We start from the raw sequence: 14,415 nt of genomic DNA on the forward strand, positions 1-14,415 counted from the left end.
ACCGCCGCCCCGTCCGCGTCACGCCAATAATCGGGTCATTCATAGCTGCTCCAATTCCCCGCACTGCTTGCCTAGGGTGTCTTACGACCATCATGGCAATCAGCGCGCAGTACCGCGCGGGCAGCGGCAAGAACTACATCGCCGGCGACGGAACGGTCACCGAAATCGCCGCGGAGGAGAGGAATGCCCCGATCGAGTTCTCCGGGACGCTGGAATCCGGCGCAACGGTCAGGTCCGCGGACTACCGTGGGCGAGTTCTCGTCGTCAACTTCTGGTACGCAGGCTGCGCGCCCTGCCGCGCCGAGGCCCCGGATCTGCAAGCGCTGTGGACGAAGTACCAGAATCGAGGCGTCGCCTTCCTCGGCGTGAACATCCGCGACCAGACGGACACCGCACTCACGTTCTCGAACACGTTCGGCATCACCTATCCCTCGGTCATCGATGCGGACAACGGTGCTGTCCAGCTGGCCTTCAGTGGGGTGATCGCGCCCAACGCGGTTCCCACCACCCTCATCGTCGACAAGGACGGCCGGGTCGCCGCGCGGGTGCTCGGACGCATCTCCAACGCGAGCATCCTCGACGCCCTGATCAAGACCGCGCTCGAGGAGCGCGACCAATGAAACAGCCACGGTCCGGCAATCCCGCCGTTCCCCGGCGTACGACCAAGGAAAGCATGTCCGACCTATGAACCTTCTAGCCAGCATCCCGAGTCCCGACATCAGCTTCATCCAGCTGGGGCCGTTCCGGGTCCACTTTTACGCGCTGTTCATTCTCAGCGGCATTGTCGCGGCCATCGCCCTCACCTCCAGCCGGCTCTGTCGACGCGGTGGGCAACCGGGACTCGTCCTCGACATCGCCCTCTGGACCGTGCCAATCGGCATCGTCGGTGGACGGCTCTACCACGTAGTCACCCACCCGAACGACTACTTCTTCGCCGGCGCCGACCTCTGGAAGGTCCTCTATGTGTGGGAGGGTGGCCTAGCGATCTTCGGCGCCGTGCTGTTCGGGAGCGTCGGCGCCTACATCGCCTGCCGGAGGGCCGGACTGCGTTTTCTCTCCTTCGCCGACGCGCTGGCACCCGGGATGCTGCTCGCACAGGCCCTTGGCCGGCTCGGTAACTATTTCAATCAGGAGCTCTTTGGCGGCCCAACCACGCTTCCCTGGGGCCTGGAGATCGACCCGTCCAATCCGGCATTTCCCGCGGGGCTCCCCGCGGATACGTTCTTCCACCCGCTGTTCCTCTACGAGATGCTGTGGAACCTTGCTGGCGTCGCCGTGATTCTGCTCGCGGAACGCCGATTCGACCTGCGCTGGGGCAAGGCGCTGGGCCTCTACCTGGTCATCTACGGCACGGGGCGCACCTGGCTCGAAGCCCTCCGGCTCGATCCGACAGAGTTTCAGCTGCTCGGAGTGAAGATCAACATCATCACCGCGGTACTCGTCGCGTCCATCGGCCTGGTCCTGATCATTGTTCAGGCACGCCGACACCAGGAACGGGAGCTCAGCCCGTACTTGCCCGGACGGGAATGGCCGGCCGAGGACACGGCGGTCGGTCAGCCGCTCGTCGTGACCGACCCCGCGACTTCGTCGGCCCAGAAAACCGAACAGGTCAAGAGGCATATCCAGTGAATCTCAATGAGCTCTCGATCCTGAGCCTGTACTCGGCCATGGGCGTGTATGCGTTCGCGTTCATCGCATTCTCGATCGACCTGGCCAGGCGCTCCTCGGCGGCGGGGGCCGCGCAGGGCGACGGACAGCTCGCGGCCGAGTCCGGAAGCTCCGTCACCGCAGCCGGCGGCACGACGACCCTGACCCGGATCAGCACGCGCATCGCCAACGACGCGGCCACGCCGTACGGCCGCTCGGCCAGCCTCCGCGTCGGCGTCTCGCTGACCGTGCTCGCCTGGGCGCTGCACCTGGCCGCCACGGTGCTCCGCGGCATCGCCGCGGAACGGGTCCCGTGGGCGAACATGTACGAGTTCGCGATGATCGGGACCCTGCTCATCATGACGGTGTTCCTGATCGTGCTGACCCGGGCCGACTTGCGCTTCCTCGGCACGTTCGTGACCGGCCTGGTGCTCATCCTGCTGGGGATCGCCGCCCTCAGGTACTACGTCGAGGTCGCCCCGCTTCCGCCGGCGCTGCAGTCTGTGTGGCTCGTCATCCACGTCTTCGTCGCCTCACTGGGCACCGGGTTCTTCGCGCTCGGTTTCGCCCTGTCCACTGTGCAGCTGCTCCAGTTCCGGCGAGAGAGCCTCATGGCCGAGGACCGGGTGACTCGGCTGCGGTTCGTGGCCACGCTGCCGTCCTCGGCGACGCTGGAGAACCTTGCCTACCGGGTCAACATCATCGGTTTCATCCTCTGGACCTTCACCCTCATGGCCGGATCGGTCTGGGCGGAGCAGGCCTGGGGCCGCTACTGGGGCTGGGACACCAAGGAGGTGTGGACCTTCATCATCTGGGTTGTCTATGCCGGCTACATCCACGCCAGGGCGACCCGCGGCTGGCGCGGCTCCCGGTCGGCGTGGCTGGCGATCATCGGCTTCAGCGCGGTGCTGTTCAACTTCGGCATCGTGAACGTCTTCTTCAAGGGCCTGCACTCGTACTCCGGCCTGTAATCCCACCAACCAACCCATTAGGAGGAACAATGAAACACCCACGTGGAGACGCGGCCACTGCGGCCGCCAAATCGACGCCGACCCCGGAAGAACTAGCCAGGCAGAAATATTGGCGACGGCGGCGCTTCGTACGGATCGGACAGGTGCTGATGGCCACGGGAGTTCTCGTCGCCCTCGTGCACTGGCTCGCACACATTGAGGCATTCGGGCCGCAGCAGCCTGCGCTATGGCTGGATGTTGTCGCCGGATACCCGATGGGGGGAGTCCTGCTCATCGCCGGCGCAATCGTGGCAGGGCGAAAATAGCGATGGGCATGGAGGATTTCTGGTTCAACGCCATCTATTCCGTCGCACCCACCCTCGGCGTCGGACTGATCTTCTGGTTCATTATGCGCGCCATCATCCGCTCGGACCGAACCGAACGGAAGGCGTACGCGCGGATCGAAGCGGAGGAGCGGGCCAAAGAGGCAGCGACGGTGAGCGAGCATCGCTGAGGACTTCGCGCAGGTTGTTCTCAGCGGCCAGCTGCTGGTCGCGATCCCGATCGCGCTACTGGCCGGTCTGGTCTCCTTCGCGTCACCGTGTGTGCTGCCTTTGGTGCCCGGATACCTGGCCTATGTCGGGGGGATGGCCGGTCCGGATGTTGCCCGTGGCCGGCGTCGCATGATCGCCGGTGTCGGCTTGTTCGTGCTGGGTTTCTCGGTCGTGTTTATCTCCTACGGGGCAGCCTTTGGCGCGGCAGGGTACTGGCTCGTGCGGTGGCAGGATTCCATCACGCGGATCCTCGGCCTTGTCGTGATCCTGATGGGACTCGCGTTCATCGGTGTGTTCTCCTTCTTTCAACGCACCGCGAAACCGCGCTTCGCCCCTGCGACCGGACTGGCCGGCGCGCCGCTCCTCGGACTCGTCTTCGGGGTCGGCTGGACGCCGTGCCTCGGGCCGACCTTGACGGCGATCTCGCTGCTCAGCCTCGGCTCGGGGTCCCCATGGCGCGGGGCACTGCTCGGACTCTTTTACTGTCTGGGGCTCGGCATTCCCTTTTTACTGGTCGCGCTCGGCCTGAACTGGATGGCGGGAGCGATCTCCTGGTTGAAGCGACACATTCGCACGATCAACATCGCCGGAGGATCGATGCTCATCCTGATCGGTGCATTCATGGTCACCGGAGTTTGGACGATGTGGATCTACAGCATGCAAGCCCTTATCGGCGGGTTCGTCCTGCCAATCTAACTATCCGTCCCGTCCCCTATCGAAGGAATACCTATGAACCACATTCTTACCCGCAGAACATTCCTTGGCGCCTCCGTGGCAGCTGTCGCCGCCGCGACGCTCGCAGGCTGCACCAATCCGTCTGTCGCCCGCATCCTGCCGACTGACCCGATGATCGCTAAATTCGAGGCGCGTCGGGCCGCGACCGGCACCACGGTCACCCAGCAGCTCACCGCCGGTTCATTCGACACCAACATGGCGGGAACAACGCTGAAGACGTGGGGCTACAACAGTTCCCTCAACGGACCCCTCATCCGAGCGAAAACCGGTGACCTGCTGGACATCCCCCTGACCAACAGCCTTGAGGAAGCCACCACCATTCACTGGCACGGGCTGGCCCTGCGAAACAACGCCGACGGCGTCCCAGATATTACTCAGAAGGCCGTTGCTGCCGGGGCCGATTACAGTTACCGATTCCGGCTCAACGCTCCGGGGACGTATTGGTACCACTCGCATGTGGAAATGCAACGGGAACGTGCGCTCTACGGTGCCCTCGTCGTCGAAGACCCCAACGAACCCCTCGCCTATGACCAGGATTGGGTCATCATCCTCGACGATTGGATTGACGGTGTCACCGGAACACCCGATGACGTTCTCGCGGAGCTCTCCACGGGGATGGGGGCGGGGATGTCCGGGATGGACATGGGCATGAAGTACATGCTCACCGGCTCCAACAGCGACTACCTCGGCGGTGATGCGGGTGACGTGAAGATACCCCTCCACCTGTTCAATGGAAAGTCAATCCAGGATGCAGAGGTACTCAAGAGTCGGCCGGGAAACCGCATCCGCTTGCGGATCATCAACGCGTCGGGCGACACTGCCTACCGCGTCGGTGTACCCGGACAGAAAATCACGCTCACCCATGCGGATGGGTTCCCCGTGGAACACCGGGAGGTGGACGCGGTCGTCCTGGGAATGGGAGAACGAATCGATGCCATCCTCACGGTCCAGGATGGGTACACTCCCGTTCTTGCCCTTCCCGAGGGAAAGAAGGGCAGCGCCTGCGGCCTGGTCAGCACCGGCACCGGCACGCCCCCGGACGCCGCCGCTCTTCCGCCGGTTTTGGACGGCGTCGTGACCGATGGCGGGCGGTTAAAGGCCGATGAATCCGTTCTTTTCACGCGCAAATCCCCGGACCGCATCCACGAAATGCGGTTGACCGGTGGCATGGAGAAATACGACTGGGGCATCAACGGGCGCCGCTTCGATATGAAGGACCCGTTCGCGGGTTCGTTCGACATCGCTGTGAACGACCGCGTCCAAGTGAAGGTCATCAATGACACCAAAATGTGGCACCCCATGCACCTACACGGGCACACGTTCCAGCTCGCCGGGAACGGTGCCAGAAAAGACACCGTCATCGTCCGTCCAAAAGAAACCGTGACATTAGAGTTCCAGGCGGACAACCCTGGGCAGTGGCTCACCCACTGCCACAATGCCTATCACGCCGGGCGCGGCATGATGGGCCTGTTCTCCTACGTCCGTTAGAAACGCTCATCTGCCGTGAAGACTGTTGCGTCGCTGGCCTGGCCGAGCCAGAGTCTAGCTCTGCCCTTTGGCCTCGAGGTTTTTCAGGGCTGAGCGCAGGCGAGCATCGGCGTCGTTGGCAACCTCTTGAACTGCCGAGGAATCGCTGAGCTGCACCATAGTCTGCGGGTCAATTGTCTGGACCACGGTCACGGTGGCATCGGGGCCACGCCGAATGACAACATTGCAGGGCAGCAGTACGCCCATGTCCGGTTCAGCGGTGAGGGCGCGTTGAGCCAGCACCGGATTGCAGACGCCGAGAATGACGTAGTCGCCGAGAGCCTGAGCGCTTTCCACCCCCAATTTGGCTTCGAACGTGGACCGAACATTGATCTCGGAGAGGACGCCGAAGCCCTGTTCGGTCAGCAATTCTCGAGTTCGCTGCACCGCTACTTCGTAGGGCAGGGCGATTGTGACGGTATGTGCGTAACTCACATGGTTCTCCAATGATTGTTTCTTTGATTGAGCAATAAACAGCGCGTTCGCAACGGGGTCAAGTCGCTTCGATGATGCCCATCATTCCTTGGTCTTCGTGGTCGAGGATGTGGCAGTGGTACACCGTGGTTCCGGCGAAATCGTCAAAGGAGATGCGCACCGTGGCGCTACCGTTTGCGGGCACATTGACCACGTCCTGCCAGACGACACCTTTCACAGGGCGGCCTGCTTGCTCGGTGAGCTGCATCGGCCAGACGTGCAGGTGGAACGGATGATCCATCGGACTGGTGTTGGTGAGGGTCCATTCCTCGACGGAACCACCCCGCACCTTCACGTCTACCCGCGATGGATCAAAAGGGTTTCCGTTGATAGTGAAGCGCATCATGCTCGAGCCCATACCGCCTCCCGAGCCCATGCCTCCACCACCCATGCCCATGGCAAGGGTCAGTTCTCGTCTCGCTGTGACCGTGGCGGTTCGAAGATCGCTGGGCACGGGCTGCGCGGGCACTCGGGCAAGGGCGGCACCTTGGGCTCCGGTGACGTCCAGGGTGAGCAGGTCCGCGCCCGAGGACGCGACCTGGGTGCCGCCCATCATGCCCGAAGAGGCGCCCCTGTCCACGGGCAACGTACGCAGAATCGATGCCCCGGCCGTGGTGGTAACCAGGAGATCGGCCCGATTGCCTGGTGCAAGGATTACCTCCTCAATATCCTTCGGACTCGCGAAGCGCCCGGAGTCCATCCCCAGCAGTTGCATGTGTTGTCCGTCCAAACGCAGCCGAAGGTATCGGGAAACGCAGGCGTTGATGATTCTCCACCGTTCGCGTTCTACCGGTCGGGCATTCAAGCGCGGGGTGAGCTGACCGTTGACCAGGACCAAGTTGCCTTCCCTGCCAGCCATTCGATCCATCGCGGAAGCCGTCTGAACCCTCCCTGACCCGTCAAGGCTGATGTCTGAGATGACCAGGATGCGTTCCCGGCCGACCGGGATGGAGTTCGGGTCCTCCACGACGATGGCCCCGTACAGGCCGCCAAAGACCTGGTCCGCTCCCATCCCGTGGTGATGGGGGTGGTACCAGTAAACGCCCGGCGGGTGATTCTCCGGCAGCAGGTATTCGTACTCGAAACTAGTGCCAGGCTCAACAGCGACGAGAACATTGTCGCTGTTACCCTCTGGGGAGACATGAAGGCCATGAACATGCAAATTGGTGGCAGCGCTCAAGCCATTCTGAAGGGTCACGTTCATTCGGTCACCCGGGCGGACGAACAGGGTCGGCCCGGGAAGGCCACCGTTGTAAGAAAGCGCCCTCGCCTGCCTGCCCGCGATCCGCACTTGGCCCTCGGCCGCTTCGAGTTTCACCTGCAATCGACCGTTGGCACTTCGCAACAGTTGCGGTTCCATAAACTTCGGCCCCGCGACGGGGCTTGTCCCGGAATTCCAACCCCAGAGCAGGCCAGTCCCGCCGACGACGGTCCCTGCAACGCCCAAGCCGCCGAGCGCGAGCACGTTTCGCCTGGAAAGGGGCTTCACGGCTTGGTTTCGCCGAGCACGGTCAAGCGTTCCTGGTATTGCTCGGTGGTCAGCTCGCCCTTGGCGTAGCGCTCATCGAGTGTCTGTCGGGCAACGCTAGTAGCCGCCCGAGCGGGCAAGAGCCCCGTGTCTTCAGCCGAGCCGTCCCGGCGGTCTTTACTGCCGAAGGAACGTACCGCCCAGATCACGAGGAGCACAATTCCAGCGGTCACCGGTAGTCCCAACATTCCGCCCCAGCCCTGCATGCTGAATCCGTTTCCCCACATCACCTTGTGTCTCCTTCAACATCCGCTAAGCAGTGGCCCGGTGTGCCCGTCGCCCTGCTTTCACCCTACGTCCGGAATACCCCGTTGGGTATATCGTCATTTTTCTCGGATGATACTCACGGCCAGTTCCGGGTCGGCATTGGTCGGCAGGGGTAAGGACGGCGGCCCGGTAGGAGTGCCGCCGAAGCGCCGCTTCGTCACCATCCAAACGTGGGCAGGGATAATGAGAATTGGTCGGCGATTGCTTCGCGGTCCTTCATCCACACCAACGAAGCCCTAAGAGCAGTAACCAACAGGTCAATTTGGACGGGATACGCGTTGCCGGCGCCGCCGACCGTGGGTGCCCACATAACTCAGCCCCTGTCGCGGGTCCAACGACACTGTGAGGGGCAAGTAATCTCGCCGGTCCATCCCAAGACGCTCGACAATGATGAGAGCATCCACTCAGTGGGATGCGTCGAACCCGAAATCGCGGGACTGTCCGGGCGATAGGGTGACATCGTGGCCCTCGATCCTTACTCTGATGGGCATCGCGCCGCCGGGCGACAACTGCAGTCACAGATTCGACGCCGTCAGTTCCGGGCGTATTGGCTGTTCCCGGTAATTGATGGCAAGAACAACTTTGATTAGCTCCGGCGGAAGCACCGCGTGCAGCCAGCAGCATGTCGTCCCGGATTTCGAGACCGGTGTAACAGGGCACCACAATGTCCGCCGACCCAGTCATCGCCTCGAGGTGGATTCCCTCCTGGATGCTGCCGCCTTGGATGTCGCCGAGGCCCATGTTGCGGAGCAACTCCCGCCGTTCCTGGGCCGGGAACAGGTAAACAGCATGAGAACGTCGGCCTGTTTGGAGTGCCGGTAGTTGTTCGTGCTGTCCGCTTCGGAATGGAGGATGAGGTCCAACCGGTCCAGTGAGCCGTACTTGGCCCGGGATGCGTCGAGGCGCGCGCTCTGGCTCAGTCGGGTCTCGGAGCATGTCCATCCCTCCGACCGGATTCTGTTTCAGCCGCCAGCCGGTCCATGTGATCAGGACGGGGTCTTCGGCCCTTACACTCGAAACCATGCGGGGACGACACTATGGGCAACGCATGTGACGGATCTGACGGAGGACGGAGTTCGTGGGCGGCGATGGAGGATTCAGGATCGTGGCCGGGGCGGACGGTTCGGCCCCGTCGCGTCTCGCGCTGCAATGGGCGGTCACGGCGGCGCGGCTGCGCCATGGCCAGGCAGCGAGGGCGTGACGGTGACCGGTGATGTCGTTCACGGCAACGCGGCCGCCATACTCCTGCAGGCGGCCGAGAACGCCGACCACGTGCTTTGTGGATTCGCGCGGCCTCGGCAGATTCACGGGGTTTCTGCTCGGCTCCGTGTCGACGCAGGTCCATCATCACTCGCCCTGTCCTGTGCTGGTGGTACGGACCCGGTCCCGGACCGGCCGCGACGTATTAGGCCTCCGTTGACCCCCTGGAATCCATGCGCCGGAAGCAGCGACCGTGACAATTGACCATTCCTCGCACCCGCACCCGGCGGGCGGTCCCCACGGCGGGACGGTTCCGGCAGGACGGACCTTCCGGGGCAGGCTCCACGCGCTGTGGCACACGGTGGTCGGCGCGGTGGGCTTGGTCATGGGGCTCCTTCCGCACGTCCTTCACCACATCGGGCTGCTCGCCGGGACGGCATTGGTAGCTGGATCCGGCGGCACTGCGCTGTTCGGCGTGCTGGGTCTCCTTACGTCCATTCCGATGCTGGTCCGCCTCTACCGGCGGTTCGGCAGCTGGATCGCACCGGCGCTGGGACTGCTGGTCTTCGCCGCCATGTTTTCCCTGTCCGCGTTCGTCATCGGCCCGGCCATTAGCGGCACCGGAGGGGAGGTAACCCCTGGCCCGGTACCAACGGTGGACCATACCGGCAACCACACCGGAGGCCACTGAACACCCGGGGGCGCCCGGGTATCCCGGTGGCAGGTCCGTCGGTCTGGGCATTAAGCTGCCGCTCGAGCACCGGCTCAACGATCCGCCCGCCCGGCCACGTTTGCTGCTATATTCCCATCGAATCGACCGAATCCACCGGTTAGTACGCGGGGGCGCTCACCGCCTCGACAAAGTGGGACGGGGCATGCATGGTCAACAGGGCAGCGATCCGGAGACTTCGTTTGGCTGCGGCGGCGTTTGTGCTCGCGCTGGGGGGGCGCAGCCATCGCCCAGCCTGCATCGGCCGACGGAGGGGACGCCGATGCGGAGGGTTATGTGCTCGTCCAGCAGGCGCTCGGACACCTTTTCCACGACACGGGCCCGGTTGGTACCGCCGGTGCGTTGATGGAAATAGATGAGTTACTCAACGCCGAGGATCAGCACGGGGTCGCCGTCGACGAGGTCAGACAGGCGAAGACCGCACTCGAAGGGGGCAAGATCGCGGAGGCGCGCACCCAGCTGCAGGGCTCTATCGCAGCGGCGGTGGCAGCGCTCAAGCCGGCGAGGGGCGACGAGACCGGCACCACGGTCGTGCTGGGCCCGCTGCCGCCTCGGGGGCCGCCGACGGGGTGGGACTGGGCGCTTCTTCTTCTAGCTTCACTCGCGGCCCTGGTCGGCACGGTTCTGGCCATCCTGTTCCGGCCCCGCGACAGCCTGCGCGAGCTGCGTCAGACGTTGAGCCCTCACCGGGCCACCTCGCCGAGCCCATCGGAACGGCGCCGACGAGGAGAGGCCCCTGATGACAAGTGAGATCGTCGACGCCGTTCCTCCCGCGGAATCGAAAACGTGGCTCCGGAAGGCCTTGGATGCGATTGACGAGCGGATGGGCATCTCGGCCCTGAGCTACCCCGTTCCAGAGCACGCCAACCGAATCGCGTGGACCCTGGGCGGGATCACCGCCGTCAGCTTCGTCGTGCTGCTGGTGACCGGAATCGTGCTGGCTCAGTTCTACGCGCCGGTGCCGGAGGTTGCGAATCAGTCGATTCGCGACATCGAGAACACGGTCTGGGCCGGCAGTTTCATCCGGGGAATCCATTTCTGGGCGTCGCAGGCGATGTACGTCACGGCCGTACTGCACATGGTCCGGGTGTTCGTGACGGGCTCCTACAAGAAACCGCGGGAGGGAAACTGGCTCGTCGGCGTCGCAATGCTGGGGCTCGTGACCTTCGCTGTCTTCACGGGGACGGTTCTCAAGTGGGACCAGGAGGGGTTTGAAGCGCTCGGTCACAACGTCGAAATCGGCAATCTCCTGGGCGGCGTCGGCTTGTGGTTTTCCCCGGCATTTTCCGACCAGATCCCGATTCTGCTGCGCCTGTACGGCGCTCACGTGGTGATCATCCCGGGTCTCATTCTGGTGCTCCTCATCCTCCATTTCCTTCTGGTCAAGCGGCACGGAGTGTCCCCGCACCCCTCGCTGCCGGCCGGAGCGTCCGGCGAGCAGGCCTCTGCAGCAGAGCCAACGGAGCCGCTCACGCGGCACATCCGTCGTCTCGTCACGTTCGGGCTCGCGCTGGCTGGAATCCTGGGGATCTTGGCGGTTCTTCTTCCTGCCCCGCAAGGACCCTCCCCGGTGGCCGGGATCGAGGTGACCAAGCTGCCGTGGATGTTCTGGTGGCCCTTCACCCTGGAGAACTGGTTCGGACTGTCGGCCATTGTCTGGGGCGAAGTGGTGTTCTTCGTCATTTTGGTAATTATGCCGTTTGTGGATCGCAATTCGAACCGGTTATGGCGCCGGCGACCAGTCGCCATGATTTCGGGCCTCGCTGTCGCGCTGGCTGTCATTGTGCTGACCGTACTGATGGCCATTACCCCGACCGAAATGCATCTATGAACGAGCCGAGGTCAGCCAGCCGGCAAAGCCGGTCACCGCTCAGACGCGCGCATCGCTCGCTCTGGACCCTGGTGGCCGTCACGATCGCGATGGCCGGCGCGCTCACCGGTTCGCTCGCCGCCCCGCCCGGCCCGCTCACCGGCCTGAGCTTCGCCGTCAGTGCCGTGGTCTTCGTCGTCGCTCCGGCGCTGGCTGCCCGGGTGACGATCGCACTCGAGCGGGCCCGCCGCCGGTCACACCCCAACGCTGCCGATAGAGTCTGGCCCGGGTTGAGGGAGAGCCTGGCTCAGCTCAGGGAGCCTGGTCGTTCGAGGGGGGGACCCTCCCGTGCGGGCCAATGCCCCCAGACGGCCGCTGTGAAGCGGGCCAGATCGGCGAGCCCCAGGGTGCCTTCACCGAGTCCGACCGTGAGTAGCTGCCGAAACACCCTCTCGTCTCGCCCGGAGGCTCGGACGGAGGCCTCAACGGCGCGCGGTCGGTCGATTAGTCGATAGAGCGCGCGTAACTGGCGGTGCTGACGGCCGAACCGCGACCGCATCGCCCGGGTATACGTGCCGCCGGCGTCGGCGGCGACTGCTGCGCGACCGGCCAGCGCGCCCGAGGCCAGCGCGTAGAAGATGCCCTCGCCGGTCAGCGGGTTGACCAGGCTGGCCGCGTCACCGACAAGCAGCACGCGCCCGACGGCGGGCCGGGGCATACACGTCGACAGCGGCAGCAGGTGTCCGGTCATCCGGGTGGACTCGATAGCGAAGCCGGGGAGGAGCTCGATGGCCCGGCTCAGGAGTCTCGCCTTGCTGGTGGCGGGAGCAGCCGTCCCGTAACCCACGTTGACCGTGGCGTGCGCGGTCGGGAACGCCCAGGCGTAGCCCAGACCGTTGCCAGGAACCGCATCCCAATGGACGTACAATTCGGCGAACCCGTCGGGTGCGGGGGCGTAGCCTCGCACGGCGACGGCCAGATGCCGGCCGCGGTTGGGTGGCTGGCCGGTGGCGCGTCGCACCATCGAGTTGGCGCCGTCGGCGCCGATCAGCACCGGTGCCGCGTATCTCCCGTCAACGACGACCCGGTCGGCGTACTGCTGGATCTCGCGCACCGTATGGTGACGAACACGGCAGCCGGCGGCGATGGCGGCCGTCACCAGCCGGAAGTCGAATTTGGCCCGGGGGACAACGTAACCTGGCGCGGGGGCGAGCCCGACCATGTCCGCGCCGGAGGCGGCTGCCAGTCGGAAGCGAGACACCCGCTCCTCCGGACGGAGGAGGTCGGTGAGCCCCAGCTCAGCCAGTTCAGTAACGGCGTCAGGCCCGACCGCGTCTCCGCACACCTTGTCCCGCCCGAGTGGCGCCCGGTCGAGGATCAGCACGCGGGCAGTGGGTCGAGCGCGCAAGGCGCCCAGCGCCGCGGCGGAGCCACCCGGGCCGGCGCCGACGACGATCAGGTCGAAGACTTCGGGGGCCGCCATCATCGTGACGGGCCTCGCCGCCGGATTGTCGGCACCGCGTTCTCGACCCCGACTGCGGCCGGGGATGAGCGAGCCTTCCCCGACGGTCTGACCAGGAACATCATCGAAATCACGACCAGAACCATGCCACCGATGCCCCAGAATGTTTGGCGTTCGCCCAAGATGAGAACCGAGAGGAGGATGCCGAAGACAGGCACCAGGAAAGTCCACGCGGTCACGGCATCCAGACGGCAATTCCGGACCTCGGTGAACCAGCCGAGGAAGGCCGCAGCCGTCCCGACGAGCGACACGTACAACAAGACGCTGATAAAGCGCGCACTCCAATTGATGGCGGGAGGCCCCTCGACCAGCCAGGCCGCCACCGCGAGAACCGCGCCGCCGACCACGAAATGCCAGGCGATGACCTGCAGGACATCGGCCGTCACCTGCCTGGAAATCAGGGTTCCGGCCGTGATCGCCACAGCGGCAGTCAGCGACAGCCACGCCCCGGTGCCCACGCCGCTCGGCGCGGCCACGGCCAGGAGTCCGGCGAAGCCGACGCCCATCGCGACCAGCGTCCTGCGGGAGACCCTTTCCTTGTAGATCCACCAGGCCGGCAGCAGGATGAGCAACGGCTGGGCGTTGGCCAATACGGATGCTGCCCCGGTGGAGAGCCCGACGAGCCCGCCGAACATGGCCGCGAAGGCCACCGACACATTGACGACTCCCAGGACGGAGATCAGAACCCACGTTCGCCGTCCGCGCGGCATCGGGGCTCGACGCACCCCCGCCACCGCAACGAGTGCGCCCCCGGCGATGAGCCCGCGCAGGGCGGCGAACCACAAAACCGGCGCGTCGTTGAGACCGATTTGGATTGCCAGAAAACATGATCCCCAGGCGAAAGTGATCCACAGCATGCGGAGAGGCTTCGGCTGCCGCAGTTCTGCCGCTACTCTGCTGGTCATCGTGCGGTCGGCACGCGGCCGAGGCGCGGGATGAACGCCGGGACGCGGCGCGCGTATTCTCGGTATTCTTCGCCGAATTCAGCGATCATCTGTAGTTCTTCCCTTTTGGCCAGCCGAACGTACATGATGAGCAGGATCGGGAACATGATCAGGGTCGGAAGGGTGGGCCATTGCGCGAGGAAGCCGAGCATGATGAGGATGAAGCCGAGGTATTGGGGGTGGCGCACGTGCGCGTAGATTCCCGAGGTTGCCAGCCGACGTCGGGTTTGGGCCTCGTAGAGCCGCTGCCAGGCCAGGAACAGGATGATGAAGCCGGAGGCGATGATCAGGTTACTGACGAGGTGAATCGGATTCAGGTGCGGGTCGCCGCCCCAGCCGAGCAGATCCTGCCACAGGTGGCCCGAATCATGTGTGAGCAGGTTCAGCATGGGGAACGTGCTGCCGAAATAGCCCGATAGCGCGCGATGTCAAGCTGAGTGGAGCCACTCGGGTTAGTTTGTGACGGCTGTGTCGGGGATGTTGATTCCGACGGTGCCGGCTGGTGCGGGTGTTCTTGGTCGCGCGCG

17 protein-coding genes are annotated in these 14,415 nt (G+C 64.6%); 11 read left to right on the forward strand and 6 right to left on the reverse strand.

The genetic code is table 11. The features are described from left to right. Nucleotides 1-92 precede the first annotated feature (92 nt). From E3T54_RS02115 to E3T54_RS02145, 7 genes are all read left to right on the forward strand, one after another. Nucleotides 93-620, forward strand: coding sequence for a TlpA disulfide reductase family protein (locus tag E3T54_RS02115; RefSeq protein ID WP_241977011.1), 528 nt, complete (start codon nucleotides 93-95; stop codon nucleotides 618-620). 64 nt (nucleotides 621-684) lie between these two features. Beyond that, nucleotides 685-1,629, forward strand: coding sequence for a prolipoprotein diacylglyceryl transferase (gene lgt / locus E3T54_RS02120; protein WP_134474362.1), 945 nt, complete (start codon nucleotides 685-687; stop codon nucleotides 1,627-1,629). A 38-nt stretch (nucleotides 1,630-1,667) separates the two neighbouring features. Further along, the gene (ccsB, locus tag E3T54_RS02125; RefSeq protein ID WP_241977015.1) at nucleotides 1,668-2,618 is read left to right on the forward strand and encodes a c-type cytochrome biogenesis protein CcsB; all 951 of its coding nucleotides are present in this window, start codon (nucleotides 1,668-1,670) and stop codon (nucleotides 2,616-2,618) included. Between the two features lie 29 nt (nucleotides 2,619-2,647). After that, a complete protein-coding gene (locus E3T54_RS02130) occupies nucleotides 2,648-2,923 on the forward strand; it encodes a hypothetical protein (RefSeq protein WP_174844379.1) in 276 nt (91 codons plus the stop codon). A gap of 2 nt (nucleotides 2,924-2,925) precedes the next feature. Next, a complete protein-coding gene (locus E3T54_RS02135; protein WP_370254642.1) occupies nucleotides 2,926-3,111 on the forward strand; it encodes a hypothetical protein in 186 nt (61 codons plus the stop codon). Further along, nucleotides 3,104-3,847 (forward strand): cytochrome c biogenesis CcdA family protein, encoded by a 744-nt coding sequence (locus E3T54_RS02140; RefSeq protein WP_134474364.1) that lies wholly within the window; start codon nucleotides 3,104-3,106, stop codon nucleotides 3,845-3,847. The genes E3T54_RS02135 and E3T54_RS02140 overlap by 8 nt, the downstream gene beginning before the upstream one ends. Before the next feature lie 33 nt (nucleotides 3,848-3,880). Next, nucleotides 3,881-5,374, forward strand: a complete 1,494-nt coding sequence (locus tag E3T54_RS02145) for a multicopper oxidase family protein (RefSeq protein ID WP_134474365.1) — start codon at nucleotides 3,881-3,883, stop codon at nucleotides 5,372-5,374. A gap of 54 nt (nucleotides 5,375-5,428) precedes the next feature. Here the strand turns inward: E3T54_RS02145 and E3T54_RS02150 are convergent, their stop codons facing one another. Genes E3T54_RS02150 through E3T54_RS02160 form a run of 3 tightly spaced genes read right to left on the reverse strand, consistent with a single transcriptional unit; the run spans nucleotide 5,429 to nucleotide 7,588 of the window. Next, entirely contained in the window at nucleotides 5,429-5,848 is a 420-nt protein-coding gene (locus E3T54_RS02150; protein ID WP_134474366.1) for a DUF302 domain-containing protein, read from the reverse strand. Between the two features lie 58 nt (nucleotides 5,849-5,906). Then, nucleotides 5,907-7,376 carry a multicopper oxidase family protein gene (locus E3T54_RS02155; RefSeq protein ID WP_134474367.1) on the reverse strand — a complete coding sequence of 490 codons (1,470 nt, stop codon included), beginning with the start codon at nucleotides 7,374-7,376 and terminating at the stop codon, nucleotides 5,907-5,909. After that, nucleotides 7,373-7,588 (reverse strand): SHOCT domain-containing protein, encoded by a 216-nt coding sequence (locus E3T54_RS02160; protein ID WP_241977012.1) that lies wholly within the window; start codon nucleotides 7,586-7,588, stop codon nucleotides 7,373-7,375. The genes E3T54_RS02155 and E3T54_RS02160 overlap by 4 nt, the downstream gene beginning before the upstream one ends. A 1,307-nt stretch (nucleotides 7,589-8,895) precedes the next feature. Between E3T54_RS02160 and E3T54_RS17175 the strand changes: the two genes are divergently transcribed. The 4 genes from E3T54_RS17175 (at nucleotide 8,896) to E3T54_RS02180 (ending at nucleotide 11,443) form a co-directional block, all read left to right on the forward strand. Next, a complete protein-coding gene (locus E3T54_RS17175) occupies nucleotides 8,896-9,102 on the forward strand; it encodes a universal stress protein (RefSeq protein ID WP_241977013.1) in 207 nt (68 codons plus the stop codon). 33 nt (nucleotides 9,103-9,135) lie between these two features. Beyond that, nucleotides 9,136-9,573: a hypothetical protein gene (locus tag E3T54_RS02170; RefSeq protein WP_134474368.1), complete on the forward strand. Its 438-nt coding sequence runs from the start codon at nucleotides 9,136-9,138 to the stop codon at nucleotides 9,571-9,573. Between the two features lie 315 nt (nucleotides 9,574-9,888). Beyond that, nucleotides 9,889-10,362: a hypothetical protein gene (locus tag E3T54_RS02175; protein WP_134474369.1), complete on the forward strand. Its 474-nt coding sequence runs from the start codon at nucleotides 9,889-9,891 to the stop codon at nucleotides 10,360-10,362. Between the two features lie 52 nt (nucleotides 10,363-10,414). Then, on the forward strand, nucleotides 10,415-11,443 hold the full coding sequence (locus E3T54_RS02180) for a cytochrome b N-terminal domain-containing protein (protein WP_241977014.1): 1,029 nt from the start codon (nucleotides 10,415-10,417) through the stop codon (nucleotides 11,441-11,443). Between the two features lie 286 nt (nucleotides 11,444-11,729). Here the strand turns inward: E3T54_RS02180 and E3T54_RS02185 are convergent, their stop codons facing one another. The 3 genes from E3T54_RS02185 to E3T54_RS02195 are packed head-to-tail and all read right to left on the reverse strand — an operon-like array spanning nucleotide 11,730 to nucleotide 14,277. Continuing rightward, nucleotides 11,730-12,908: an NAD(P)/FAD-dependent oxidoreductase gene (locus tag E3T54_RS02185; RefSeq protein ID WP_134474370.1), complete on the reverse strand. Its 1,179-nt coding sequence runs from the start codon at nucleotides 12,906-12,908 to the stop codon at nucleotides 11,730-11,732. Continuing rightward, entirely contained in the window at nucleotides 12,905-13,801 is an 897-nt protein-coding gene (locus tag E3T54_RS02190; RefSeq protein WP_198414419.1) for a DMT family transporter, read from the reverse strand. The genes E3T54_RS02185 and E3T54_RS02190 overlap by 4 nt, the downstream gene beginning before the upstream one ends. Before the next feature lie 44 nt (nucleotides 13,802-13,845). Beyond that, entirely contained in the window at nucleotides 13,846-14,277 is a 432-nt protein-coding gene (locus E3T54_RS02195) for an isoprenylcysteine carboxylmethyltransferase family protein (protein WP_198414420.1), read from the reverse strand. Nucleotides 14,278-14,415: the final 138 nt, after the last annotated feature.

It is taken from the genome of Cryobacterium sp. Sr8 (assembly GCF_004403225.1).
Lineage (GTDB): Bacteria > Actinomycetota > Actinomycetes > Actinomycetales > Microbacteriaceae > Cryobacterium > Cryobacterium psychrotolerans.

Excerpts from the sequence above, each read along its gene's own strand:
- E3T54_RS02115 (WP_241977011.1), top strand. The coding sequence starts at position 93 with ATGGCAATCAGCGCGCAGTACCGCGCGGGCAGCGGCAAGAACTACATC.
- lgt (WP_134474362.1), top strand. The coding sequence starts at position 685 with ATGAACCTTCTAGCCAGCATCCCGAGTCCCGACATCAGCTTCATCCAG.
- ccsB (WP_241977015.1), top strand. The coding sequence starts at position 1,668 with ATGGGCGTGTATGCGTTCGCGTTCATCGCATTCTCGATCGACCTGGCC.
- E3T54_RS02130 (WP_174844379.1), top strand. The coding sequence starts at position 2,648 with ATGAAACACCCACGTGGAGACGCGGCCACTGCGGCCGCCAAATCGACG.
- E3T54_RS02135 (WP_370254642.1), top strand. The coding sequence starts at position 2,926 with ATGGGCATGGAGGATTTCTGGTTCAACGCCATCTATTCCGTCGCACCC.
- E3T54_RS02145 (WP_134474365.1), top strand. The coding sequence starts at position 3,881 with ATGAACCACATTCTTACCCGCAGAACATTCCTTGGCGCCTCCGTGGCA.
- E3T54_RS17175 (WP_241977013.1), top strand. The coding sequence starts at position 8,896 with ATGTCGTTCACGGCAACGCGGCCGCCATACTCCTGCAGGCGGCCGAGA.
- E3T54_RS02185 (WP_134474370.1), bottom strand. The coding sequence starts at position 12,908 with ATGATGGCGGCCCCCGAAGTCTTCGACCTGATCGTCGTCGGCGCCGGC.
- E3T54_RS02190 (WP_198414419.1), bottom strand. The coding sequence starts at position 13,801 with ATGCTGTGGATCACTTTCGCCTGGGGATCATGTTTTCTGGCAATCCAA.
- E3T54_RS02195 (WP_198414420.1), bottom strand. The coding sequence starts at position 14,277 with ATGCTGAACCTGCTCACACATGATTCGGGCCACCTGTGGCAGGATCTG.